This window comes from Chitinophaga caseinilytica (assembly GCF_038396765.1).
Taxonomy (GTDB): Bacteria; Bacteroidota; Bacteroidia; order Chitinophagales; family Chitinophagaceae; genus Chitinophaga; species Chitinophaga caseinilytica.
The window spans coordinates 4467829-4492615 of the sequence record NZ_CP150096.1 but is presented as its reverse complement, the minus strand read 5'-3'; the positions used below and the strand labels follow the sequence as shown (position 1 = coordinate 4492615).

Below are 24787 nucleotides of genomic sequence, written 5' to 3'. Positions count from 1 at the left end.
AACCGGATATAGTGGCCCGTTTTCACCTTTTATCATTTGTATCGGAAAATTCAAATAATCAACCCTTCCCCTTCAGGAACCGGTCGAAATACGCACGGTCCAGCGCCTCCCGGTGATCCGGGTGTGCGAGGCCGATGAGCGCCCTGGCGCGTTGTTTCAGGTTCTTCCCGAAAAGGTCCACCGATCCGTATTCCGTCACCACCCAATGGATGTGCCCGCGGGTCGTAACCACGCCCGCTCCTTCCTTGAGGAACGGCGTAATGCGGGAAATCCCCTTATTGGTGACAGACGGCAGCGCGATGATGGGCTTGCCGCCTTCCGACAGCGATGCGCCGCGGATGAAATCCATCTGCCCGCCAATCCCGGAATACTGGTAAGTGCCGATGGAATCCGCGCACACCTGCCCCGTAATATCGATTTCGATGGCGCTGTTCACCGCCGCCACCTTGGGGTTCCGGCGGATGATGGAGGTATCGTTCACATAACTGATGTCCATGACGCGGATGGAGGGATTGTCGTGCACGAATTTGTACAGCCTTTCCGTACCCGTCATGAAAGCCGTCACGGTTTTCCCGGTATTGATCTTTTTCCGCGCGTTATTGATGACACCGCTTTCGATCAGCGGGATCACGCCGTCAGACATCATTTCCGTGTGCAGGCCGAGGTCTTTGTGGCCCACCAGGTTGCGCAGCACCATATCTGGAATGGTGCCAATGCCCAGTTGCAGGGTGGCGCCGTCTTCTATGAGCGCCGCCACATGTTTTCCGATCGCTTCCACGGCGGGCGTTGCCCCGGAAGAATAGTCGACCACCGGCAGCGGGGCTTCGTGCCACACCAGCGCGTGGATCCGGCTGATATGGATGAACCCGTCGCCATGCGTGCGCGGCATATTCGGGTTTACCTGTGCCACTACGTATTTCGCCGTATCCACCGCCGCGCGGGCGATGTCTACCGAAGTGCCGAGGCTCACGTACCCGTGCGCATCCGGCGGAGAAACCTGTATGAAGGCCGCATCCAGCGGGAGAATGTTGCGGTAGAAAAGTTGGGGGATTTCGCTGAGGAAGATCGGCACGTAATCGCCCGACTCGCTGTTAGACACGGCGCGCGTTGCCGCCGAAACGAAAAGGGAATTGAAGAAGAAAGCCTTTCTGCATGCCGGCTGGTCGAAATTGACGTTGCCGAGCGTGGTGATGCTCACCAGTTCCACATCTTTCAGTGCTTCTGCGCGGTTTTGCAGCGCCTGTACGAGCAGCTCCGGCGTGGCGGCGCTGCCATGCACGAATACGCGTTGTCCGGATTGAATATTGGCCACGGCGGTGGCGGCGTCTATGTATCGTAATTCCATGAATGGGTTGCGGTTTTGAACAAAATTACCGGAGGAAGGCCCCCGGCGCAATGATCCCCATCGCCCGATACCGTTCCGGGATCATGGGAAGACCTGACAAAAAACAGCCCGGTCCGCTGAAAGCGCCACCGGGCTGACTATTACCATTTTTACAATGTCGCCATATCGATCACGAAACGGTACCGCACATCGCCTTTCAACATGCGCTCGTACGCTTCGTTGACATAATTCATGTTGATGACTTCCACGTCTGACACAATATTATGTTCCGCGCAGAAATCCAGCATTTCCTGCGTTTCCGCGATCCCCCCGATCATGGACCCCGCGATGCTGCGGCGGTTCCCGATCAGGCTGAAACCGGCTATCTCCATCGGCGTCGGCGGTACGCCCACGCAGATCTGCACCCCGTTCGTGCGCAGAAGGCTTTGCGCCATATTGTAATCGTGCGGTGCGGAAACGGTATCCAGGATGAAATCGAAGTAATTCCGGACGGATTTGAGCTGTGCTTTGTCGGTCGTGAGCACGAATTTATGCGCTCCGAGCGCCTTGGCGTCGGCTTCCTTTTTCGGGCTGGTGCTGAGCATCGTCACTTCCGCACCGAATGCCGCGGCGAATTTCACGGCCATGTGGCCCAATCCGCCGAGCCCCATCACCGCCACTTTATGCCCTTTCCCCACTTTCCAGTGGCGCAGCGGCGAATAGGTGGTAATGCCAGCGCAGAGGAGCGGCGCAACGTTGGCCAGTGGCAGTTTGTCGGACACTTTCAGCACAAAAGCCTCGTCTGTCACGATCATGCTGGAATATCCGCCGTAGGTCGGCGTTTTATGGTCCTGCTCGTGGGAATTATAAGTACCGGAAGAGCCATTTTCGCAATATTGTTCGTTCCCGTCGTTGCAGTTCGAACATTTGCGGCAGCTGTCGACCAGGCAACCCACCGCGGCCAGGTCTCCCGGTTTGAATTTCGTTACTTTGTCGCCCACACGGGTCACGCGGCCCACGATCTCATGCCCGGGCACCATGGGGTAAATGGAATTGCCCCATTCGTCGCGGATCTGGTGAAGGTCGGAATGGCACACGCCGCAATAGAGGATATCGAACTCCACGTCGTGCGGACCGGGATCGCGGCGTTCGAACGACCAGGGAGCTACGGCAGATTTTGCGTCTTGCGCGGCATAAGCTTTTACTGTTGTCATAATATTTGGATTAGCTTTAAGTTAACAATGTGCTCAACAGGATTGTTGAAGTAGCGCGGGTAAAGGTAACGAAATATCAAATCGATGAAACAGACTCCACAGACAGATCAGTTTACCGGGCTTTCGGACGCGGAAGCGGAATCGAGGCTCCGGCAGTATGGCAAAAATGTTTTCCGCGTGAAGCAGGTGCCGCGGTTTTTGGTGATCATCTGGAATATGGTCCGCGAGCCCATGTTCCTGCTGCTCCTCACGGCCTGCCTGTTGTATTTTATATTGGGAAGCGTTTCGGAAGGCTTGCTCATGCTCGCCGCGATCCTGCTCGTGTCGGCCATCGAATTTTTCGAGGAAGCCCGCAGCAACAAGGCCATGAAGGCGCTGCAGGCGTTCACCGCGCCCCGTGCCCGCGTGCTGCGGAACGGGAAGTTGCAGGAGGTGGACACGGAAAACATCGTTCCGGGGGATATCCTCGTGCTCAGCGAGGGCGACCTTGTGCCGGCAGACGCTACGCTCCTGCTGGCCAACGACCTTTCCGTAAATGAATCCGTTATTACGGGGGAATCGATGCCGGCGGCTAGGCTGGCCGATCAGTCCGTTTTCAGGGGCACGCAGGTGAATACGGGGCAGGCCGTGGCGAAAGTGACCGCTACCGGCAACGACACCGAGCTGGGCAAACTGGGCAAAAAGGTCAGCGAAACTTCCAATCCCGAAACCATCATCCAGCGGCAGACCTGGCGGTATGTGAAGCGCCTGGCGATATTCGGGTTCCTGGCGTTTGCGCTGGTTTGTGTGCTGAATTATATACAAACGAACTCCTGGGCCGAAAGCCTCCTCATGGGCCTGACGCTCGCCATGGCCGCCATTCCGGAAGAAATTCCCGTGGCGTTTTCGTCGTTCATGGCACTGGGCGCCCTTTACATGAGCCGCCGCGGCATCATTCCGCGCCAGCCGCAGGTGATAGAAAACCTCGGCGCCGTGAATGTACTTTGCCTCGATAAAACCGGCACCATCACGGAAAACGTCATGCGCGTGGCGGACGTATACGGCGAAAACGCCCTGCAGTTCGCGGCCCTCGCCAGTGAAAAGCATCCGTTCGACAGTATGGAAAAAGCGATCCTCGAACGCTGGGGAAAGCCCTTGCCGGATATGGTGCACGAATATCCCCTGGGCGGCCGTCCGCCGATGATGACGCATGTTTACGACCTCGGCGGCGTCATTACCGCCACCGCAAAAGGTGCCGTGGAGCGCATCGTGCGGGTTTGTAAACTGGATGCGGCCAGGGCCGCCGAAGTTACGGTGTATGCAGACGGGATGGCGGCTAAAGGGTTCCGGGTGCTGGGTGTGGCCAGCGCTGTCCATGCCGGTGGCGCGTTCCCGGAAGACCAGGATGGGTTCGACTGGCGGTTCGAAGGACTGGTGAGCCTGCAGGACCCTCCGCGCAAAAACGCCCGGGAAGTGATCGGGGCGCTGTATGCCGCGGGGATCGACGTTAAGCTGATAACGGGCGACTACCTCGCTACCGCCCGCCACATCGCGTCGGAGGTAGGCATCCGGAACCTGGAGCACGCGGAGTCGGGGGATTCGGTGATGGCGATGCCGGAAGCGGAACTGAAAGAAAAGGTAAAGACGGTCAACCTGTTCGTCCGCATGTTCCCCGACGCAAAAGTGAAAGTTGTGGAAGCCCTCAAATCCATCGGCGACATCACGGCCATGACGGGCGACGGCGTTAACGACGGACCGGCCCTCAAAACGGCGCATATTGGCATCGCCATGGGCAAAAAAGGAGCGGATATCGCGCGGATGGCGGCAGACCTCGTCATAACAGACGATAACCTCGACCGGATCCTCATCGCCATCCAGCAGGGCCGGAAAATCTTCACCAACCTGCGGAAAGCCATCCGGTACATCATTTCCATCCACATCCCCATCATCCTCACCGCCACGCTGCCGCTGGTGCTGGGTTGGGCATACCCGAATATTTTCACACCGATCCACGTCATTTTCCTCGAGCTGATCATGGGCCCCACCTGCTCGATCTTCTACGAAAGGGAGCCGGCGGAAGAGAACCTGATGGAACTCCCGTCCCGCGGAAGCCACATGAGCCTGTTCCGCGGAAACGAGCTGTGGATAAGCGTTGTACAGGGCCTCGCCATTGCGGCCGGGGTGTTGGGACTATATCGTTACTACATGCCCTCCCATTCGCTGGAGGAAACGCGGACGGTCGTGTTTACGGCGCTGGTGATGGCCAATATCTTTCTCACCTTTGCCGACCGGTCGTTTTCGGAACATTTCTTTCATACGATCAGGTATAAAAACAACCTGGTGCCCCTGGTGCTGGGGGCTTCCATCCTCTTCCTGTGTATCATTCATTTTGTTCCGGCCGTGCGCGCGCTCTTCGGGATGACGCGCATCCCACTGCAAGATGGGCTCCTGTGCCTGGGCGTTTCGTTCGCCAGCGTGGCATGGTTCGAAATCTACAAAGCCATCCGCGGCCCGAAAAAAGCGGCGTGACAGGGAATCAATTCCGTCAAAACGGATCACTCATCTTCGAAATGATGCGGTGTTTCCTTGTTGGCTGCGGGTTTGCGGCGCGTATCGAGGGTGTAGTAGAAGAACAGGCGAACGGTATGGTTGCGGGAATAGGAATTGCCGCCGGCGCCCTGCTGGTAAAGGAGCATATAGCCGAGGTCGTAAGACCATCCCCTGCCGAAACCCTGGCGGATGCCGCCGAATAGCCGGATCTGGTCGAACGTGTTGTAAACGACGGATTTCCCGAATTGCACTGCCACTTCATTGGCGATGCTGATCTGCGGATATTTGGGGTTTTTCACGATGGGGATGCCGAGGCTGATAAGATATCGGAGCCGGTTGGAGAACGCGAAATCGCCTGTAGACTTACCATTGTCCAGCGTTTCGCGCCAGCGCTGCTCGTTCCGGAAACGGTTGAGCACGCTCACTTTCCCGATGCGGCTACTGTAGATGATCTGCTGGTAGATGCGGTTCTCATCCGCGAATGCGGTTTTGCCGTTGACGGTCGACGCGAGCCACATATGCCCGTAACCCGCTACCAGCGAAAGGTTGTCGGCCAGCCAGTAGCTGGCGCCTCCGCGTACAAAATAAAAACTGGGATCGGCGATATAATGGGTGCGCCTGACGTGGAAGTCAGCAATGGCGCCCCAGCGTTCGCTGAAACGCATGGTGGAGTTCACGGATAGCCAGACGTGCTGGTTGTCCGTAATTTGCTTGACGGGAGTTTGCGCGGCTGCAAGCGAAGTGCAGAGGACCAGGAGCCCGGAAGCGGCGAATCGCATAAAGGAAAACGAGGTTTACCCAATACAACAACCATGGGCCCCGATTGGTTGCGGCGTTCCTGCGCAGAACGGGGTATTCCTTCCACAGTAAGCTATTTCAGCTCGATCGTCATTTCCCCGTCCTTTCCGTTCACTTCAAATGCCGCTTCGCTGAAAAAAGCCGGGCGCATGGTAGGCCGTATCTCATTGGAAAATCCGTATTTCTCGGTGGGCTTTCCGAAGAAACTCAGGTTTAGGTCTTTGTCGCCGTTCTCATCCAGGAATGCGCTGATGGCATACTTTCCGGCCGGGACTTTTTCAAAGGAAATGATCACCTGCCCGACCCCGTTCACCGGTACGATCTTCGCGATGGTGGCCTTTTTCGGCTTCATGAAGTCTGACGAGTTGGTGTACCATCCGATATAGACATCGCCCTTTTTGTTTTCCAGGTTGGTGAGCTTGATTTTATACGTCGCCTGTGCCGATGCGCCGATGGAAATCAACAGCGATGCGGTGAGAAAGATGAGGTAACTTTTTTGGGTCATACGTAAGTTTTGGGTGGTAGAGAAAAAGATGTGCCACGATGGATGGCCTGTCTTTTGAGGCGTTTTCGTTAAAATCAAATATATGGCAAAGTATGGAAAAAAGAGCCAGGACAAGGTGGAACGAGCCATGCATGAGATGAAGGAAGGCAAGCTGAAAAGCGGCCGGAGCGGCAAGAAGGTGACCGACCCGAAACAGGCCATCGCTATCGGTTTGAGCGAAGCGAGGGAAGCCGGCGGTAAGGTGCCGAAGAAAGCCGCACCCAAAAAAGCAGCCACGAAATCCACCGCAAAATCCGGCACAAAGAAAACGGCGGCTTCTAAACCGGGCCCCAAAAAAGGGTTGACCCGGAAATCCACCGCCAAATCATCCGCCACAAAGAAAACGGCAACAAGAAAAGCAGCTTCGAAACCAGGCCCCAAAAAAGGCCCGGCTAAAAAAACGACCGCCAAAAGCGCGACCCGCAAAAAAGCGGCTGCCGCTAACTGACGGCCATGCTGAAATGAGATCGCCGACCTTATGCAGGCCGGCGATCCAGTTTAAAACAAACCCCGAAATAATTCCTTTTAATTATGCATCAGTTCCGGTTGACGGATTTTCGCCATCAGCAGGTCTTTGTTATCCTGTGTCCATTTCGCGATCCTTCTGCGGGATTTCGCGCCTTTGTAAGGGGCATATAAAACGCCCAAAGCTGCGCCTAAGATCATGCCGGCGCCGAGCACCGCTGCTGTTTTCAGATTCTTCTTCATAGCGTTCAGTTTTAATCGTTGAATTGATAACACAAAAGTACAGGGCCCTGCATCCCCGGGAAATGACCGTGGGCAGTCTGCCGCTGATTTTCGTCAGTGCGGGAACAGGCAGATCATGGGTATGGTCACGATGAAAAGGTACACGAACCAGTGGTATGTCTGGTCGTCGGCCTTCGGCGTCTTGTACAGCCACAGCCGCAGCGCGATCCCCCAGTGCCAGAGCGTCTGCGCAATGAGAATGCCCGTCAGCAGCCAGCTTCCGGTAATTTCGCCCCACGAGGCCTGCGACCAGAAAATACAGAAATACACCAGCGGCGAACCAACGAGGAACCACGCGCTGAGGAGTACCCGGGCCATTTTGTCGCCCACGGCCAGGGGCAGCGTTTTGCGGCCCATGATGGCATCGCCGGTCTGGTCGCGCATGTCCTGCACCGGCAGCCCGAGCCCGGCCCAGAGGCTGATGGCGATGATGAACCACCAGGCTTTGGCGCTCACGTCGCCCACGATGCTCCATTCCGCCGCCAGCAGGGTAACCGTGCCCAGCGAAATGCAAACCACGTTTTTGGTGAACCAGTGGTTGCTGCATCCCCATTTGCAAAGCATCTGCGTCACCACCATCCAGGCGGCGGCCAGCGGCAGCACGTGGAGGAATGCGGCCACTACGAGGAAGAGGATGTTGTACACCATCAGCCTGCGGCGTGTCTCGGATTCCGTGACCAGGCCCTGGACGAGCGGCCTGTCCGGCTTGTTGATGCGGTCTTCTTCCACGGAATTCACCTGGTTGGCGATGCAGAAAGTGAGGATATACAGCAGTGTGTAGACCGCCGAATAGAAGAAATACTGCGGGAATTCGGACATCGGCCGGCCTACGTACACCCAGGCGGCGATGAAAGTGATCATGCAGGGGATCACGGTGTCCCAGATGTCATTGTTGATAAAGCGCCAGATCAGGTACAATTCGCGCATGGAGGCGGTAACCGCCGATTTGCATAGGTAAAACATACTTTTATCAGTGATAGGAAGGTGGAGAATTCTTGTATCACTAAAATTAGCACATTTCGACAGGAAATCATTGTGTTATCGCTAAAAACGGCGCTACTGCGCGATTTGCGCGCGGCGTACGGGCAGGTGTTTTTCGAGGAGGGATTGAAGGTCGGAATACAGGAACGGTTTGACGAGGTAATCGCTCGCGCCCAGGCGCAGCATGCTTTCCCGGGCTTCGTTGAACGCATCGCCGGAGGAAATGATCACCGGCAGATGGCGCAACGCAGGCTGGCGGCGGATATGCTCCAGCAGCTCCGCGCCCTGGATACCGGGCAGGTGGCTGTCGGAAATGACGAGATCGGGCGTTGTGACCGCGAGCATGCGAAGGCCCTCCTCCCCGCTTTCGGCCATGAGCGCCACGGCGCCGGAATCGGAAAGGTAGCGCTGGAGCACGTGCCGGCTGATGAGGTCGTCTTCCACCACGAGCACGGTATAGCCGTCGAACCGCACGGCGCGCGGCACGGGCGCGGCATGTTCCTTGGGCACCTCGGCGGCGGCGAGCGGCAGGTAAAACCTGAAAACGGTTTGCCCGAGCTGGTTTTCGGCAGCCACCTCCCCGCCCAGGCGCTCGGTGAGCTGGCGGGTGATCTGCAAGCCCAGGCCCGTGCCTTCCACTTCGCCGTTCCGCTCCGCCACAAACGGCTGGAACATGCTGGCGAGCTTGTCGGCGCGGATAGTGCCGTCGTTGCGCACCGTTCCCTGTAATCTGCCTTCCTGCCGCGTCATTTCCACTTCCACCAACGAGCCGGCTGGCGCGAATTTCACGGCGTTGGACAGGAGGTTGTTGACGATCTTGGCCAGGAAAATCCGGTCGGTCAGCACCCATTCCGGCAACTGGGGATCGATCCGCAACTGGATGCGCACGTTGCGCGTATTGGCGACGTACCGGTTGATGGCCACGCTGGCTTCGAGGCTTTCGCGGAGCCGAAGCGGCGCGGGATGGGGCTCGTCGAGCATCCCGGCTTCTATCTTGGCGAGGTCGAGCACGTTATTGATGATCTCGCGGGAAAGGTAACTGGCGGCATACAGGTAGTCGATCTCTTCGCGGAGGGCCGGGTCGCCGATCTGCATCTTCCTTTCGTTCAGCAGTTGCGCGATCCCGAATACGGCGTTGAGCGGTGTGCGGATTTCGTGGCTCGTTTCCCGGAGGAACTTCGTTTTCGCCGCATCGGCCTCCTGCAGTGCCTGCAACAGGGCTTCGTTCTCGCGGAGGAACATATCGTTTTGGCGGATGAGGAAATACGTCACGTACCCCATCAGCGCGAGCATCCCCGCCCAGCAGGCCATTTTTATGATGGGCATGTTGGCCGGCACCACGTAAATGGGCGTCACGATTTGGAAAAAGTGGTTGGCCTCTACCGCTAACAGGAGCGTGAGGGCGGCCAGCAGGGTGATGAGGCGGAGGGTTTTATGCTTGAAGACGATGAAAGACGCGCCGATGAGAAAGGTCAGCAAAAACGCCGTGATCATCTCTATGGGCATGGCATTGCCGAGGATCGACCCGAAATACACCGCGAACGTGCAGTGGATGACGAGCGTGGCCAGGTTGGCGAGGGAATGCCGTTTGCTATGGTTGAGATAGATAACGCCTACCCAGCACGCGCATTCGATGGCGGCGGGAACAAGAATAAGGAGCGAACCGGTATACCAATATAACAGTGACGCCACTACGGCGATGAGGAAAGCCGTCAGCAGCGATAGCGTGTTGATGATGACGATACCCCGGCGAACACGGGGATTTTCGACACCGGCGGTCCCGGTGTGGATCCAGCGTTGCAGGATATCCTTCAGTAGGGACCGTTGGCCAGGGATCCTAGTTTCCATGCATGCGGGTTATTGATCAGCTGTGTCTCGCTAATGCCAGTAATCAGTTGTAGTAACAGTAATTCCGTCCAAGATACAATTTTTTTCGACCCCATTATGGAATCGGGAAAATCGCCGCATCCGTAGCGTACAACCAAAAGCAAACTCCCTGACCATGCGCGCCCTGTTTTTGCTGCTACTGCTCCCGGCCCTGGCCTCCGCCCAGGTACCCACGCCCGAATACCTCCGGCTGATCCGGACAGATTCCCTGGCCCAGCGCCCTTCCCCTCCCGGATGGCGGCCGCTGGTGATGAACCAGGGAAACCTGATCCGCCGGGCTCACGAAACCGACTCTTCCGTGGAAATCCTCCGGTTCAAGGCTGCCCGGCTGTACCTCCGGGGCAATTACGTGCTCAGCGCCGGCCTCCGCCGGGCCGGGCAACGGCCTGCCCTGCAAAGCGCCTGGGCGCAGGGGCGCGCTGCCAACGGTTCCCTTCAATGGAAAGGTGCCGAAACCGGGGAAACCTTCAGCTATGGCCCGGCCCTTTCCACCCTCGAATACGACGGTCTGTCTTATCCCTACGACCCCCACGGCCGGCTCGTGCCCCGCGGCACGGGCAACGGCCGCCCCGCCGCGGCCTACGGCAATTCCATTTTCCGCACCGGCCATTCAACGGCCCACCAGCTGGCCCTGGAAGCCCGGGTGGCGCAGTTCGAAGGGCCTTCCGCCGGGCTCCGCGTAGAGGCCGAACAACAGGAAGAAGCCCTCACGCTGATCAGCAACCGCAACCGCCGCGAAAAATTCGCCACCTCGCTGCTGTTCAGCCGAAAAGCCTGGGAACTGGATGCCGGTTACGCGTATTCCGCCACGAAATTCACCAATCCCAACGGGAACGGGTTCCTGCAGTACGCCTACGCCCAATCGCTCCTCGCCCCGCCGAGCTTCGACCTGCGGAACGGAACGGGGAACATGGCTTTCGGGACGGGAATGGACAATCCCTACTTCCTGCACAACGATAACGGCCAGTTTGCCCGCACGCGGAGCCGCTCCGGGAAATTTACGGCGCAATACAAAGTGGACCGGCTCCGGATATTGGTGGAACCATTGCTCAGGACCGCCGAGGATGAAACCAATTATCAATTCAAGCCCGGTAGCGGTATTTACCCCAACGGCTACACGCTCCGCCGTTCCCAGCAGGACAAATACCGCCAATTGCGGTCCACCGCCGATTACAGGATCTTTAATAAAAGTGAATGGCAACTGTTCGGGCATGCCGATTATGTGTTCAACGACGATCAGACGGGCATCGGCCTGCAAGGAAGCGATCCCGCGAAGCGGTACCACTACCAGCGCAGGAGCCACCGGCTTTCCCTTTCGACCAAGCTCGAAATGGACGGCAATGATGTGGATGGAGGCCTGTACGCCGGTGTAACTGCCTACCGGTCGAACACCCTATCGAAACCGGCGCCGCTGCTGCCCTGGTTCAAAGTGTATGGCGATTGGAACCCTGATGGCGTAACGTTCACCGGATCACTTTCCTACCGGGAAGACGCAACGGAGCTCAAGCTGGATGAAACCCTCGCCACGGCGGGCCTTCTCAACATCGAAAGTTATCGTTCCGCCGGGTTCATGCCCCGTGCCGAAGTGTCAACCTTCGACGGGCAGCCAGCCATCCGGCATGCGGAATGGAACGCACGGCTGGAAGCCGTTATCGAACAGCGTTTCACGATCGGCGTTTCCCTGTTCCGGCGGCAGACGAAGGGTGATGTAGTAGCACTGCCGGCCGGTGACCAGCTCAAATTGCGGCAGATCGGCGACCATGTCCGCGAAGGCCTGGACGTCGAATTAACGTATCGCCACCGGCAGTATGGCTACAGCAGCGATGGCTTTCGTTTCAGCCATTCCCTGCTCTTTTCTACCTGGCAGCACCTCGTCACGAAAGCATACGCCGGCAACGATTACCTCCCGGTAGCCGGGTTCAGGGATGTGTATAAAATATTTGCGGAAGGATACCCGATGGACGCCATCGCAGGCACTTACTGGCTGCGCGACGGGGGCAACCGCCAGGTCATCGGGGCGGACGGCTTTCCGCTCCCCGGGCCGGGCACCCGCATGATCGCCAACGCGAAACCGGACTTCGTGATGTCGCTGACAAACGGCATCGAATGGCGGTTTTTGAAGCTGGAAGCCACGCTGGAATGGCAGAAAGGCGGCGAGGTCTGGAACGGGACCGCCGCGGCGCTGGATTATTACGGCCGCTCGGCAACCTCCGGTCAATTGCGGAATATGCGCGATTATATTTTCCCGGGCGTAGATCAGGCCGGTCATCCGAACGAAAAGCCCGTCCGGTTTTACGACCCCGCGCAACCGTTGGCGCAAAACCGATGGGTGCGGTACGGGCCGGGCGGCGTGGCGGAAGATTACATCGAGCCGAACGACTGGCTCAACCTCCGCAAGATCGCGCTGAACTATGACATATTGCGCAACGTCAGACCTGGGAAAATAACGCTGTCCGTCTTCGCGGAAAACCTGTTCCTGAGGCAGGCCTATTCCGGCGCCGCACCGGGACAACTTTTGTACGGACAGGCCGGGTTTTCGGGGCTCGATTATTTCCGTCTGCCTTCTTCCCGCCAGTACGGCGCTTCCCTTCACCTTCAATTCTGATCCATGAGACTGATTATCGCTATACTATCGATATGCTGCATGATGGCGGTTCCCGGCCACGCGCAACTGCAGGGGTACGCCAACGTAAAGCAGAAGGTGTACGTTCATTTCAACCATACGTTCTTCTCGCCGGGAGATGCGGTTTTTTATAAGATCTATGTGACGCAGGGCCAGGACGGGCGACCGTCTTTTCTCTCGCAAAGCGTCCAGGTGGAATGGTTTTCGCCCGATGGAAAACAGATGGCGGTGCAGCAGTTCCCGGTGCGCGACGGATATGCGGAAGGTTCGTTCCATTTTGGCGGGAATGCGAAAGGCGGGATTTATAAAGTGCGGGCGTATACGAACGGGATGCGCAACGAATCGGACTCCACCTGGTTTTCGAAAGAGATCACGGTGCAGCGGGTGGTGGCGCCCAGGATCCTCCTGCAGCTGGACTTCCCGCAAAAAGGCTACGGCCCCGGCGCAACGGTAAACGCCTCTTTCACCGCCCGTACCCTCGACGATAAGCCGGTCTTCAACCGCGAAGTGCAGTTTACGGCCATGGTAGACGGGCGGCCTTTCACCAGTGGCACCGTTACTACCGGTGCAGACGGTAAGGCCGATGTGCGCTTCCGGTTGCCGGACGGGCTCCGGTCTACCGACGTGCTCCTGTTGCTACAGCTCCAGATCGATCAGCTCCGGGAAAGCATTTCGAGAAGCGTGCCGGTGGTGTTGAATAAAATCGATTTGCAGTTTCTGCCGGAAGGTGGAACTTTTGTGAACGGGTTGCTTTCGGTCATGGCATTCCGCGCGGTGGATGAATTCGGTAAACCGGCAGATGTCCACGGTTCGGTGACAGACCAGTTCGGAACGGTGGCCGCCACGTTCGACACCTACCGCTACGGCATGGGGAAGTTCTCCATCAGGCCGGTCAAAGGCCGCCGGTACACGGCCCGGCTCGCCGGCGGCAAGGGCGACGATACTGCTTATCTCCTGCCCACGGCAACCGATGATGGCGCGGTGCTGACCTGCTGGAGCGACAGCCTGGAGCTGGGCATTCAGATTGCCACCAACCAGGCGCGTGCTTACCAGCTCACCGTCCACTCCCGCGAAAAATTATTAAAAACTTACCCGATAAAACCATTCACCGGATTAACATCCATCGCTGTACCCACCGATTCTTTCCCCGCCGGCATCCTGCGCATCCGCCTACAAACTCCCGAAGGCGTGCCGGTGGCGGAGAGGCGGTTGTTTGTGCGGCGAGACCGGCAGATGATCGTTTCCCTCGTCCCGGAAAAGGAAAAATACCTGCCGCGGGAAAATGTCAAAGTCCGGATAAAGACAACTACGGCCAACGGGAAACCACTGCCGGCGAATATTTCTTTGTCGGTGGTGGACGACAAGCTCTGGACGTTCGCGGACGACCGGCAGGATAACCTGCTGTCGTGGCTCCTGTTCAGCTCCGAATTGCGCGGGAAGGTCGAGGAGCCGGCGTTCTACTTCAAGGCAAGCGAACCGCAGTCGCTTCCGGCACTCGATCTCGTTATGCTGACACACGGCTACCGGTACTTCGAGCCGGTGCCACGGTTCCGGGAAACGGGCGTGCAGCCGTTTTCATTCGGGGAAGAGCATTACATCATCGGGGCGGTATATTCGAAACGGAGGGTGCCGATGAAATGCCGGGTGTACCTGTATCATACGCAAACCCGGAAATGGGCGGCAGCGACGGTCACCGATTCGCTGGGCCGGTTCGTATTCGGCGGCGTTTCGCCGACCGAGTATTATTCCGCCGTGGCCGGTCCCTTGCCGCCGGATAGCGCGGCGTTCATCGACTTCTTCCATGGTTCCGCATTTTCCGAAGCAAAGCAGATCATCGTGGACCAGGCCAGGGCGCCGCAGCCGGTGGTGGTACAACAGCTGCCCGTTCCCGCTGTTGCGCCGGATACCATCGGGCAGGGCTTCTTTGGGTTGTTAACTAGTTTGCCGAGCTCCCGCAACGAGTTAAACGACGTGGTGGTTGTGGGATACAGCGCGTTGAAGCGCCAGGAGCAGGCGGGGGCATATGTTGTGGGCTTGAACGCTAATGACGCGATCCCCGGGATGTCGCTGGCCGGCAATCTGCAGGGAAAGGTAGCGGGAATAACAGTGCAGGCGGCTGCGAACCCTTTGTCGGGCAACCAGGTATTCATCCGGGGCGCTTCAACGATAGCGGGCAACAACGAACCGCTGGTGATCATCAACGGGATGCCGGCTTCCATGGCGGATGTGCAACAGAACATCGCAGATATTTCCAGTATTACGGTCCTGAAAGACAATGCGGCCACGGCCATTTACGGATGCCGCGCCATCAACGGGGTTATCCTCATCAACAGTACGTTTTATCCCTACAGCTGGAAATCCTTTGCGTTGTACCGGAAACCGGTTTTCCTGCAAGAGGAGTACGTCCGCCCCATGTCGAATTACAGTTACGCGGAAAGGTTTTACACGCCGTTTTATGGAGGCAGTCAATATGTGCAGGACGATTTCCGGGAAACGATCTTCTGGGCCCCCGTCGTATTCACGGACGCGCAGGGCGAAGCTACCGTTACGTTCCGCAATTCCGACGCCAATACCACTTTCCGGATGATTGCGGAGGGGATCGGGTATGAAGGCTCGCCGGGACGGACGGAGGCGACCTATGCGGCGGAGTCGCGCATCGCGGAGGAGCTGACGGTACCGAAAGAATTACTGTCCGGCGATTCCATCATGCTGCAATTGCACCTGAAGAACAACGATACCGTGCCCCAGGGCGTGAAATTCAAGCTGGAAGTGCCGGATAAATTTTTGCTGACGAAGGTCGATACGTTTTCCGTGACGCTGTTGCCCGGTGTGTCGCAGGTAATGCATATCCCGGTGGTGGTGACGGCTGCGGGAAGCGGGATGATCGTTTTGTATTCGGAATCGGGCGCGCGGACGAAGAGCCGGAAGGGGTTCGACGTGGAGGCGCGGGAACGGGGATTCCCGGTTGGGCGCAGCTTTACCGGCCAACAGACCGAAAGGCATGCATTTTCGGCGGAGCATATCGTGCCGGGGAGCCTCCGGTACACGGCGCAGGTTTTCAAATATACCGATGAACAGCTGGAGGAAGGCTTGAAAGCGATGCTGCGGGAGCCGCATGGCTGCTTCGAGCAGGTGTCGTCCACCACGCATCCCAATGTTCTCATTCTGGAACTGCTGCGCAATTCCGGGCATTTGCGGCCAGGCGCCCGCAACAGGGCGATGCGCTATCTGGAACGTGGATACCGGAAACTGGCGACGTTCGAAACTCCGGAGCATGGGTTCGACTGGTTTGGCCGTGCGCCGGGGAGCACGCTGCTGTCGGCGTACGGATTGATGGAGTTCACGGATATGCAGCGGTTCATCCAGGTAGATACGGGCTTGCTGAACCGGACGAAACGCTTCCTGCTGGCGAGGCGCGATGGCGAGGGCTGTTTCCGGCTCAAGGAAGAAGCGCGCAGCAATCACTGGTTAAACGAAGCGCGGGATGCCTATGTGGTGTATGCTATGGTGGAATCCGGCCTTGGCGATTCGATCCTTACTGAATACCATACTTCCCTGCAACAGGCGCTGGACGGGCGGAATGCCTATATCACAGGCGTTATGGCGCTGGCGGCGCACCGGCTCGGGCGCACCGCCGATTTTCAGCGGCTCGTGGCCAAACTGGAAGCGCTTCCGCGCGAGGGCGTGTCGCCATTCTTTTCCGGGTTGCAATCCTTGGAAGTGGAAATTGCCGCCCTGCGGGCGATGGCCTGGAGCCGGATGCCCGACCCGCCGATACAAAAGATAGCCCGGGAAATGGGCGTGATCATGAAAAACAAAAGCAGCTACGGTTACGGATCAACGCAGGCCACGGTGATGGCGCTGAAAGCGATCGCGGCATATTCCGCAATGCAGACCGATAGCCTGGAAGGGCCGCGTTCAATATTGATCGATGGCAAACCTGCCATTACCGATGGGAAACCGCAACCTCTGGTTGCCGGAAAACACACGGTAGATGTGGTATATCCCGGACAAACAGATGGAATGCCTTACCTGGTGGAAGTATCCTGGCGAACGCTGGCGCCCCCGTCTTCAGAAAAAACACCCATCCGTTTGCAGACGAAGTTGGCGCAAGACACGGTGAGCGTGGGCTCCAACGTGCGCATGCGCATCGAAGTGCGCAACACGGAAGCGAAAGAACAGGCGATGACGATCGCCAAAATCGGCATACCCGGCGGCTTGCAATTGCAGCCCTGGCAGTTGAAGGAATGGACGGACAAACAGGAAGTGGCCTATTACGAAATCTTCGACGGATATCTCGTATTGTACTGGCGGGATTTCCGGCCGGGGGAACGTAAAATCCTTCACCTCGACCTGAAAGCCGATTTCCCCGGAAAGTACCATGCCCAGGCCGGTTGCGCGGGATTGTATTATGTTCCGGAACAAAGGGACTGGCAGGCCGGTACCGAAATTTCGGTGCTGCCCGCTCAGTAGTAAAAGGACGGCCGCGGTAAACGCTTTCAGGCCGTGGCCGCTCCTTTTCTCGTAGATTTTATTTTTGTGCGATTGAAAAATCCTGTTTAAACTTGCACTCGAATTACGGCGAACGCACGCAAAGCAACCGTAACCCCGAAGAGTAGTGAGAAAGCCCCAAACCCGCGTGCGTCCCCCAAAAGAAAACTGATTTCAAAATCGTCGCATCAACAAAAGCATTTTTTAAGTAACCCCATCCGCCCGGGCGCCATCCGACCCATAACGCATGGCATCTCATCCCGCAGGACGGAAAGCAACAGGAAGGCTATGCCCGTTCGCATCCCTTCCGGAAAAAGCATGTTATGACCCCAACAAACGAATCCACCCGCGAATTGCCCGTTTCACAACTGGCATTGCAGCAGATGATTTCCGCACCCATCCGCGCCATGATGGAAGCGCAAACGGCTTCGGCGCTCGCTTCGGCGGAGCTCGTCCGCAAGATCAGCTTCTACGAGCCCACGCCCGGTCAGCGCGAGATCGCCATGGCGGATTTCACGCACACCCGCAATGGCGAGACCCGCGAGATCAGGGTGCCGCTCATTTCACTGGTGCCTGTCCAAACCCTCCGCATCGCCGAAGCGAAGCTTTCGTTCAACGTCAAAATGATCCGCACCGAAAAGCAGAACGGCAGCGTGAAAGCCATGCCGGCCTATCAAAAGAGCGGAACACGGCAGCAGCATTTCGAAATGAACATGCAGGTGTCAGTGGTGCAAGACGAGCTGCCGGCATCCCTCCTCGCCGAACTGGGCGTACAACCCGGTTAACCCCTTCACACACCTTCTATTTATTCAATAATTAAATGTCAAAAACAATGGCAAAGATCAATCCGAAAAGCCGTACTAACCCCCGGCCCCGCGTAGCGCCCGCAAGCGCCGTTACCCCCTCCGCCCCCGCTGCCAGCGCCGCTGCTGACGTAGCTGCCGCCTCCACCCAAAAACTCGCCCGCGCTGTTTCCTCCAGCCGCGCGCCCATGGCCAAAGCGATCAATACCGACCTGGTATCGCAACTGAACGCCATCGACTTCAAGAAAATGATCGGCGGTCCGCTCCAGGCGGCCGTAGACGCCCAGGTGGCCTCTGCCCTCGCTACGGTGAACTTCATCAACGAAGTCGGTTTCAGCAAGGCAGAAGGCAGCGACGAAAAAGAGCTCATCATGGTAGACTTCACCCACGAAAGAAGCGACGTGAACGAAGCCGGTGAGGAAGTGAAAAAGAAAATTTATGTGAAAGTGCCCCTCATCGCCATGCTCCCCGTTCCGAGCCTGCGCATCGAGCACGTGATCATCGATTTCAACGCCAAACTGAACTCCGTGGAATCTTCCAAAGTGAGCGAAGACATCGGCGTGAACGCAGAAGTGAAAGCAGGATGGGGACCGGTAAGCTTCAAGGTGTCTGCATCCTATCAGCGCAAATCCGTGACCGGAGTGGAAGTGAAGAAGGAATTCGCACTGAACGTAAACGTAAAAGCCGTGCAGGACGAAATGCCCGCCGGCCTGGAAAGGATCCTCGGCATGCTTTCCGCATAATTTCATACCGGCGCCCGCATCCGGGCCCCCGGCACCGGGCGCCGCTTTTTCCCTTTTCGTAGCCTTCAACATTAAGCAACATGTCAAACATCACCCTGGCAGACTACGTCGGTTTCATTTTCTCCGAGATCACCCGCGCCCGCGATCATGCAGACCGTGTGGCCAAAGACATGGCGATCGCATATTCCAAAGACGATGTGCTGAAGCATTTCTCCGTTCCCCGGTTCAAGATCCCGGAAATGGAGCTCACCATCCCCGTGCTCATTTCTTCCGCCAAATTCTCCAACGCCATGGCCTTCACCATGCCGGCGGAAGATTTCGCCAAATACGTCAACAACCGTGTCAACTCCGCCATCCAGACGCTGCTGATCCAAAAGTCGAAACTCGGCCAGAGCCCGGAAAACGTGAAAGACGATGTGTTCGATATCCCCATCTTCCGCCAGCCGGTCGAATACGAAACCTCGCTCGTTCGCCCGCGGAAAAGCAAAAAAGCGATCGCGGCGGCCGTTCCTGCGGAAGACCCGATCGATAAATTTTACCGCCTGCTGAAAGAAAACAGCGAGCCCACCAGGCCGGAGAACATCGCGCAGGTTTGCCTGGCGGAGATTTTCAACGCGCGGCTCGTGCAATATAATCTGAATGCGTTTTATAAAGAGCAATATCCCGGCAACGAAATGTTTACCCAAATGGTGGCCGAAGTGGTGACGCGCATCAAGGAATACACGATGGTGACGCAGAGCAAGATGGAAAACCTCCTTGTGAACCCCGAAACCAACATCGTGAAAAACGGCAGCAGCGACGCTACCGTGTTTACCATCAAGGCAAAGATCCAGGAAGAAGGCGTGTTCGTGAAAACGGTGCGCAACGAGGAAACGGGCCAGGACCAGCAAATTGTAGAATTCGAATAAACCGCCGCCATGCAAAGGTTCCATCACCAGATCCGGCAAGACCTCGCCGCCCTGCTGGCTGCGCTCAACACCGTGACTGAAAAATACAGCCGGAAAGATTACGATACCGATACGGCCCTGCGCGCGCTGCTCGACCGTGTGAACGCAGATTACAAGGACAAAGGTCTCCCCGACCGCGAAAGCCAGTTACAGCTGTTGCGGGCGGAATGGTCGGCCGCCGAGAAAGGGCTCGACCCCTGCACGCTGGAAAAAGTGACCGTTCGCCGTGGCGAAATGAAACAATCGGCCATGCTGAAGGTGCTCCGCGGACTGGAAACCGTGCTGCGGGAAGATTATACCGCGTCGCGCAGCAAACTGGAAGAAGCCGCGGCCATGATCGGGCAGATCATCGTGGCGGGGTTCCAGGAAGGGATTATCGACGACAGGTTGTTGTTGTCGGTCAACACCGAAGCGGAATACCTCCAGCTCTGGAAAACCCTCGGCTCCGACCGCAACATCGCGCTGGGGCAAAAGCGGGTGCTGACAATGGTGAGCCTGCCCGATGTGTTCCTGCTGCTCGAAGAAGTAGTGCCGCCGTTGGTACAGGGTGTGGCGAAGTTGTAGAACGGCCGTATGCCGCGGGGAAATCCCTCCACAACCTGAGATATCGCTTATTTTCACATATGTATAAATGTTATCAGATAGCGCCCTGATTGTGAGGGGCGCTTTAATTTTCCGGCAAATGCGGGGAAATCGGGGTATATTTGGTACGACCTGATCGCAACGACGTTACGCTCCAGTGAATCAAGCAAGCCGATTACTTCACGTAAAAACGACGCTCATGATTTACGCAGAACTGCCCCGGGCACATGCGCGCCCCGCCCGCTGGACGCTATCTTCCACCCTCATTTCGTGGGCCGTTACTTTTGTATTATTGGTCCTTGCGTTGCCCATGTTTCGCCAATTGCTGGCATCCTTGTTGATGCAATTGTACTGGATGTTCCTTGGACAAGGGATATGATCATGTGAATTTTTAAACCAGCATCCTTATGACAACCGAACAGTATCACATTCAAATGCATTATGGCGGCAAGACGTTCGAGCTGCCGGTACAGATCACCCTTACCGGCCCCTATTGCAAGATCAGCGTGTGGGTCGATGGAACGGAGATTTCCTTCACGCGCGACCGGCATTGCGGGCTACGGCCATTGAACCACGAAGAGGACTTCGATGTGCAGTTCCTCTACCAGCTGGCCAACGAGATCGTACACCAGCGGCCGGTGTATAATTAATCTGCATCATACATCTTCCATTATATGTCAGCGCCCGCGGTACTTTACGTGCTGCGGGCGTTGCTTTTTGGTGGAAATGGCCATACATGAAAAAGGCCTTCAGTTGCCTGAAGACCTTTCGTTTTTTTGTGACCGCGTCAGGATTCAAACCTGAAACCTTCTGATCCGTAGTCAGATGCTCTATTCAGTTGAGCTACGCAGCCAGTCCGTGTTTGACGGGATGCAAAGGTAGGGATTTTTTACAATTGCGCAAATATTTTTTACAAAAGCGTACATTTTTTTCCGGGCGTTGCGGGAAAAGGTACGCCCGGAGTGAATCCGGGCGTGTGGCTCGCTGACATCCTGCTTAGTTTGATGAGGATTTTAGTTGCCGATTTAGATTTTTGGGGGATGATGAATCAGTAATGTTGTCAACCTTGGATGGGATACTACAAAAATAAGTTTCATAAAAAAGCAGGTCAATCGCCGTAACCGGGTGATTTTTTCTACCTGTAAACCGGTATTGGGCGGTGCGTCTTTCTGCCGTAGCTTCGTATGGTGGAATTCATCCGTATGATGCGAATCTTTTTCGCCTGCTGCCTCGCGGTGGCGGGCGGCTTACCGGCAAGGGCACAACAATTGAACAGCAGGCTGTACCAGGATAGCCTGCGTACGGCCATTGCTGCCGCCCCGACCGACAGCGCCCGGGCCGTGGCGGCCTTCCAACTGGCCGAGCACCTCGCCACGCGAGATACCCTGCAGGCCGCGTACCTCATTTCCGAAGGGCTGCAATGGGCAAAAGGCTCGCCTCTCGCCAAAGCCCTCCATCCCTATTACTCCGCCCTCCTGATCTCACAAACGGACCGCGACGCCGCAGCGCGCCTGTATCTGCAGGCAGATTCCCTCCTCTCTCCTTTCGCCGACAGCCTCGCGCTCGCCGTACGGTCCAAAGCATGGCACCGCTACGGCGGGCTCCGGCTTTTCCAGGACGATCCCAAACAATTCACGGATATCCTCCTCAACAAAGCCATTCCCCTCGCCCGCCGTACGGGCGACAGTTCCCTCATCGGCAAGCACTACCTGGGCATCGGCTACGTTTTCCGTAACCAGGGCCAGCACGATGTGGCAGACGAATACATGCGCACCGCACTGCGCGTGCTGCGCGAAGGCCACTCGCCGCCAGACCAGCTCCTTGTCACCTACATCGCCCTGGCGGAAAATTCCAGCCTGTGGGAGCGCAACGGCCAGGCCCCTGAAATGCTCGACAGCGCACGCGTATTGCTCGCGCCGTATCCGGATTCATACCACTGGATCGACTATTACGCGGCAGAAAGCCTTTATTTTAATACCGCCAAAAACTGGACGGCCGCGTTGGAAAGCCTCGGCAAAGGGATCGCCATCGCCGGAAAACTGCAGAAAAGATACGAGCAGCAGCGCCTCGAACTGCAACAGTATTACGCACTGCATAACCTCGGCCGGTACCGGGAAGCCCTGGCCGTCATCACCTATCTCGCCAACCAGCCGGAAATGATGGCCGTGGTCACCAACCGCCTCCTTGTTTATGCCGGACTGGCTGAAACGCACGCCGCCATGGGCAACGGCGCCACGGCTTACCAATGGCAGAAGAAATACAGTGCCGTGAGCGACAGCTTCCATACCAGCCACCTCCGGAACGAGATCAGCGCCATGGAAGTCCGCTACCGCAACGCAGAGCACCAGGAAAAGATCGCCACGCTGGAGGCGAAAGCCCGGCAGGCGCAACTGGCCAGTCATAACACCCGCCTTTCTTTCTGGTTGCTGGCCGTGGGTAGCGTGCTGGTGCTGGCTTCCGCGGTATTTATCTACTTCCAGTACCGCAACGGGCGCAGGCTGGCTTCGCAGAAACTGAAAGACATGGAACAGCGGCAAATGATCGCCACCTCTCACGCCATGCTCGAAGGCGAAGAGCGCGAACGCCGGCGCGTGGCGCGCGATCTGCACGATGGGCTAGGCGGCATGCTGGCAGGGATGAAGATCCGGCTGTCTGGCATGGCCGCGGGCGAGGAAAGTGGTCCGCTGGACCAGGTGATCGGCCAGCTCGATCATTCGGTGAATGAGCTTCGCCGCATCGCGCGGAACATGATGCCGGAGAACCTGTTCAAGTTCGGGCTGGAAACGGCGCTGCGCGACCTGTGCGAATCGCTGTCCACCCCCGTCACGCGTATCAGTTACCAGGCTTTCGGCATTGCTGCGGACATTCCCGTGCAAACGCAGGTCACCATTTACCGCATCGTCCAGGAAGCATTGGCGAACGCTATCCGGCACGCGCATGCGAAAGAAGTAATCCTGCAATGCAGCCAGAACGGGGATACATTTTTCATCACCATCGAAGACGACGGAAAGGGGTTCGATGTTCCGGCGAAGGAGGAATCCACCGGCACAGGGCTTACCAACATCCGCAACCGCGTCCATTACCTGAAAGGCAAACTGGACATTCATTCCGTTATCGGCGAAGGCACCGCCATCAATATAGAAATCCATGTGGAAGCAGACAACTGAACGCACCATCGCCATCGTAGACGATCATCCCGTGGTCATCGAAGGCCTGCGGACCCTCCTGCACGGCACGCCCGGCATCTCCGGGATGCACGCCTTCACTTCGGGCGGCGCTTTCATGGCCTGGCTGGGCCGCAACCACGCCGATCTCGTGCTCCTCGACATCATGCTGCCCGATGCCAACGGCCTGGATCTGTGTAAAGACATCAAGCGCATGTCGCCAGAAACCGTTGTGCTGGCCGTGAGCAACCAGGCGGAGCGCAGCATGATCCTCCAGATCCTCCAGAACGGCGCCTCCGGCTACCTCCTGAAAAACGCCTCGGCCGCGGAATTCAAAAAATGCCTCGACGAAGCGTTGAACGGCGGCGTTGCGTTCAGCCGGGAAGTCCGCGAAATCCTGGCCCGCCCCGGCCGCGACGAGCTTCGTGCGCCCGCTACCCTCACCCGCCGCGAGAAACAGGTCCTCCAACTCGTCACAGAAGGGAAAACGACCACCGGCATCGCGCAGGAGCTGCATTTGAGCCCGCTCACGGTAGAAACCCATCGCCGGAACATGATGCAGAAACTCGAAGTGAAGAACGCGGCCGAGCTCATCATGGCCGCCGTGCAACGGAAACTCCTGTAGTCAGGTTTGCCCTCGCCGCTCATGCAATTTTGACCAATTCAAGTACAAAACTCACATACAATCGATTTTTCCGTACACTTTATTTTGAGAATTGGGTGTGACGATGTAGCTTGACATGATTCTTCCTAACTGAACGATGTAAGTAGAAACGCGCCACGCTACATGGAGACAACAGTGAATATTACCAAATGGGTACAGGACTGCTATAGTTCCTACAGCGCGCATTTCATCAATATGGGGCTGCGGCTGGGTTTCAGGAGAGACGAGCTGGGCGATATCATTTCCCAGTTTTTCCTGGACCTGCTGGAAAAAAACATCGATCCGCAAACTATTCAGCATCCCAAAACATATTTGTCCACCGCTTTCCGCCGCAAACTGGTAGACCATTACCGCGGTACCCGGCAAGTCCCGAAAGTCTGCGACGCCGGCGTGGCGGAATCCTTCCCCGTTCCCTCCATCCAGGATACGATGGAAGCGGTGCAGTCCAACTCCGAACTGATCGCCAAAATCCGCAAGGCGTTCGATAAATTACCGAAACGCAGCCGGCAGATCGTGTACCTGAAATATTACGAGGGGCTGTCGACCGACGAAATCGCGCTTCGTACAGGCCTCGAAAAACGGACGGTTTACAACCAGCTGCACGAGGGCATCAAGTTCCTCCGGAAAGAGCTGAGCGCCGGGGCGCCGGGCATCCATCTTTCTTCCCTTCTTTCCCTCCTTCCCTTACTGTAAAAAAAGGTTAAAAATATTTTCCCGAAAACCGGTAAATCGGGATTCGCCTTCCG

19 protein-coding genes and 1 tRNA gene are annotated in these 24787 nt (G+C 57.1%); 12 read left to right on the top strand and 8 right to left on the bottom strand.

The window, feature by feature from the left end:
• Positions 1-58: 58 nt before the first annotated feature.
• Both WJU22_RS18360 and WJU22_RS18355 read right to left on the bottom strand, forming a co-directional pair.
• Complete coding sequence (locus WJU22_RS18360) at positions 59-1345, bottom strand: acetyl-CoA hydrolase/transferase family protein (protein WP_341839624.1); 1287 nt, start codon at positions 1343-1345, stop codon at positions 59-61.
• Positions 1346-1494: 149 nt separating this feature from the next.
• A complete protein-coding gene (locus WJU22_RS18355) occupies positions 1495-2538 on the bottom strand; it encodes an NAD(P)-dependent alcohol dehydrogenase (RefSeq protein ID WP_341839623.1) in 1044 nt (347 codons plus the stop codon).
• An 84-nt stretch (positions 2539-2622) separates the two neighbouring features.
• Between WJU22_RS18355 and WJU22_RS18350 the strand changes: the two genes are divergently transcribed.
• Complete coding sequence (locus tag WJU22_RS18350) at positions 2623-5046, top strand: cation-translocating P-type ATPase (RefSeq protein WP_341839622.1); 2424 nt, start codon at positions 2623-2625, stop codon at positions 5044-5046.
• A 26-nt stretch (positions 5047-5072) separates the two neighbouring features.
• Here WJU22_RS18350 and WJU22_RS18345 read toward each other — a convergent pair whose 3' ends face one another.
• Entirely contained in the window at positions 5073-5846 is a 774-nt protein-coding gene (locus tag WJU22_RS18345) for a DUF2490 domain-containing protein (protein WP_341839621.1), read from the bottom strand.
• A 92-nt stretch (positions 5847-5938) separates the two neighbouring features.
• Positions 5939-6370, bottom strand: a complete 432-nt coding sequence (locus WJU22_RS18340; RefSeq protein WP_341839620.1) for a DUF2141 domain-containing protein — start codon at positions 6368-6370, stop codon at positions 5939-5941.
• Between the two features lie 82 nt (positions 6371-6452).
• Between WJU22_RS18340 and WJU22_RS18335 the strand changes: the two genes are divergently transcribed.
• Positions 6453-6857 (top strand): DUF6496 domain-containing protein, encoded by a 405-nt coding sequence (locus WJU22_RS18335; protein WP_341839619.1) that lies wholly within the window; start codon positions 6453-6455, stop codon positions 6855-6857.
• Between the two features lie 77 nt (positions 6858-6934).
• Here WJU22_RS18335 and WJU22_RS18330 read toward each other — a convergent pair whose 3' ends face one another.
• From WJU22_RS18330 to WJU22_RS18320, 3 genes are all read right to left on the bottom strand, one after another.
• Complete coding sequence (locus WJU22_RS18330; protein ID WP_341839618.1) at positions 6935-7117, bottom strand: YtxH domain-containing protein; 183 nt, start codon at positions 7115-7117, stop codon at positions 6935-6937.
• Between the two features lie 93 nt (positions 7118-7210).
• Complete coding sequence (locus tag WJU22_RS18325) at positions 7211-8119, bottom strand: UbiA family prenyltransferase (protein WP_341839617.1); 909 nt, start codon at positions 8117-8119, stop codon at positions 7211-7213.
• A gap of 93 nt (positions 8120-8212) precedes the next feature.
• Positions 8213-9985 carry a hybrid sensor histidine kinase/response regulator gene (locus WJU22_RS18320; RefSeq protein WP_341839616.1) on the bottom strand — a complete coding sequence of 591 codons (1773 nt, stop codon included), beginning with the start codon at positions 9983-9985 and terminating at the stop codon, positions 8213-8215.
• Between the two features lie 154 nt (positions 9986-10139).
• Here WJU22_RS18320 and WJU22_RS18315 point away from each other — a divergent pair, with 154 nt between their 5' ends.
• From WJU22_RS18315 to WJU22_RS18285, 7 genes are all read left to right on the top strand, one after another.
• Positions 10140-12629, top strand: a complete 2490-nt coding sequence (locus WJU22_RS18315; protein WP_341839615.1) for a hypothetical protein — start codon at positions 10140-10142, stop codon at positions 12627-12629.
• 3 nt (positions 12630-12632) lie between these two features.
• Positions 12633-17120 carry an MG2 domain-containing protein gene (locus WJU22_RS18310; RefSeq protein WP_341839614.1) on the top strand — a complete coding sequence of 1496 codons (4488 nt, stop codon included), beginning with the start codon at positions 12633-12635 and terminating at the stop codon, positions 17118-17120.
• A gap of 341 nt (positions 17121-17461) precedes the next feature.
• Positions 17462-17923, top strand: a complete 462-nt coding sequence (locus WJU22_RS18305; RefSeq protein ID WP_341839613.1) for a DUF2589 domain-containing protein — start codon at positions 17462-17464, stop codon at positions 17921-17923.
• Positions 17924-17970: 47 nt separating this feature from the next.
• Entirely contained in the window at positions 17971-18684 is a 714-nt protein-coding gene (locus WJU22_RS18300) for a DUF2589 domain-containing protein (protein ID WP_341839612.1), read from the top strand.
• An 80-nt stretch (positions 18685-18764) separates the two neighbouring features.
• A complete protein-coding gene (locus tag WJU22_RS18295; protein WP_341839611.1) occupies positions 18765-19592 on the top strand; it encodes a hypothetical protein in 828 nt (275 codons plus the stop codon).
• 9 nt (positions 19593-19601) lie between these two features.
• Entirely contained in the window at positions 19602-20195 is a 594-nt protein-coding gene (locus WJU22_RS18290; protein ID WP_341839610.1) for a hypothetical protein, read from the top strand.
• 425 nt (positions 20196-20620) lie between these two features.
• The gene (locus WJU22_RS18285; RefSeq protein ID WP_341839609.1) at positions 20621-20863 is read left to right on the top strand and encodes a hypothetical protein; all 243 of its coding nucleotides are present in this window, start codon (positions 20621-20623) and stop codon (positions 20861-20863) included.
• Between the two features lie 129 nt (positions 20864-20992).
• Here WJU22_RS18285 and WJU22_RS18280 read toward each other — a convergent pair.
• Positions 20993-21066, bottom strand: a tRNA-Arg gene (locus WJU22_RS18280).
• Between the two features lie 349 nt (positions 21067-21415).
• On the opposite strand from WJU22_RS18280, the gene WJU22_RS18275 reads away from it, so the two are divergent.
• The 3 genes from WJU22_RS18275 to WJU22_RS18265 all read left to right on the top strand — a co-directional run bounded on the left by WJU22_RS18275 (position 21416) and on the right by WJU22_RS18265 (position 24734).
• Positions 21416-23380, top strand: coding sequence for a sensor histidine kinase (locus WJU22_RS18275; protein WP_341839608.1), 1965 nt, complete (start codon positions 21416-21418; stop codon positions 23378-23380).
• On the top strand, positions 23361-24002 hold the full coding sequence (locus tag WJU22_RS18270) for a response regulator transcription factor (RefSeq protein ID WP_341839607.1): 642 nt from the start codon (positions 23361-23363) through the stop codon (positions 24000-24002). The genes WJU22_RS18275 and WJU22_RS18270 overlap by 20 nt, the downstream gene beginning before the upstream one ends.
• A 162-nt stretch (positions 24003-24164) precedes the next feature.
• Positions 24165-24734 carry a sigma-70 family RNA polymerase sigma factor gene (locus WJU22_RS18265; protein ID WP_341839606.1) on the top strand — a complete coding sequence of 190 codons (570 nt, stop codon included), beginning with the start codon at positions 24165-24167 and terminating at the stop codon, positions 24732-24734.
• Positions 24735-24787 lie beyond the last annotated feature (53 nt).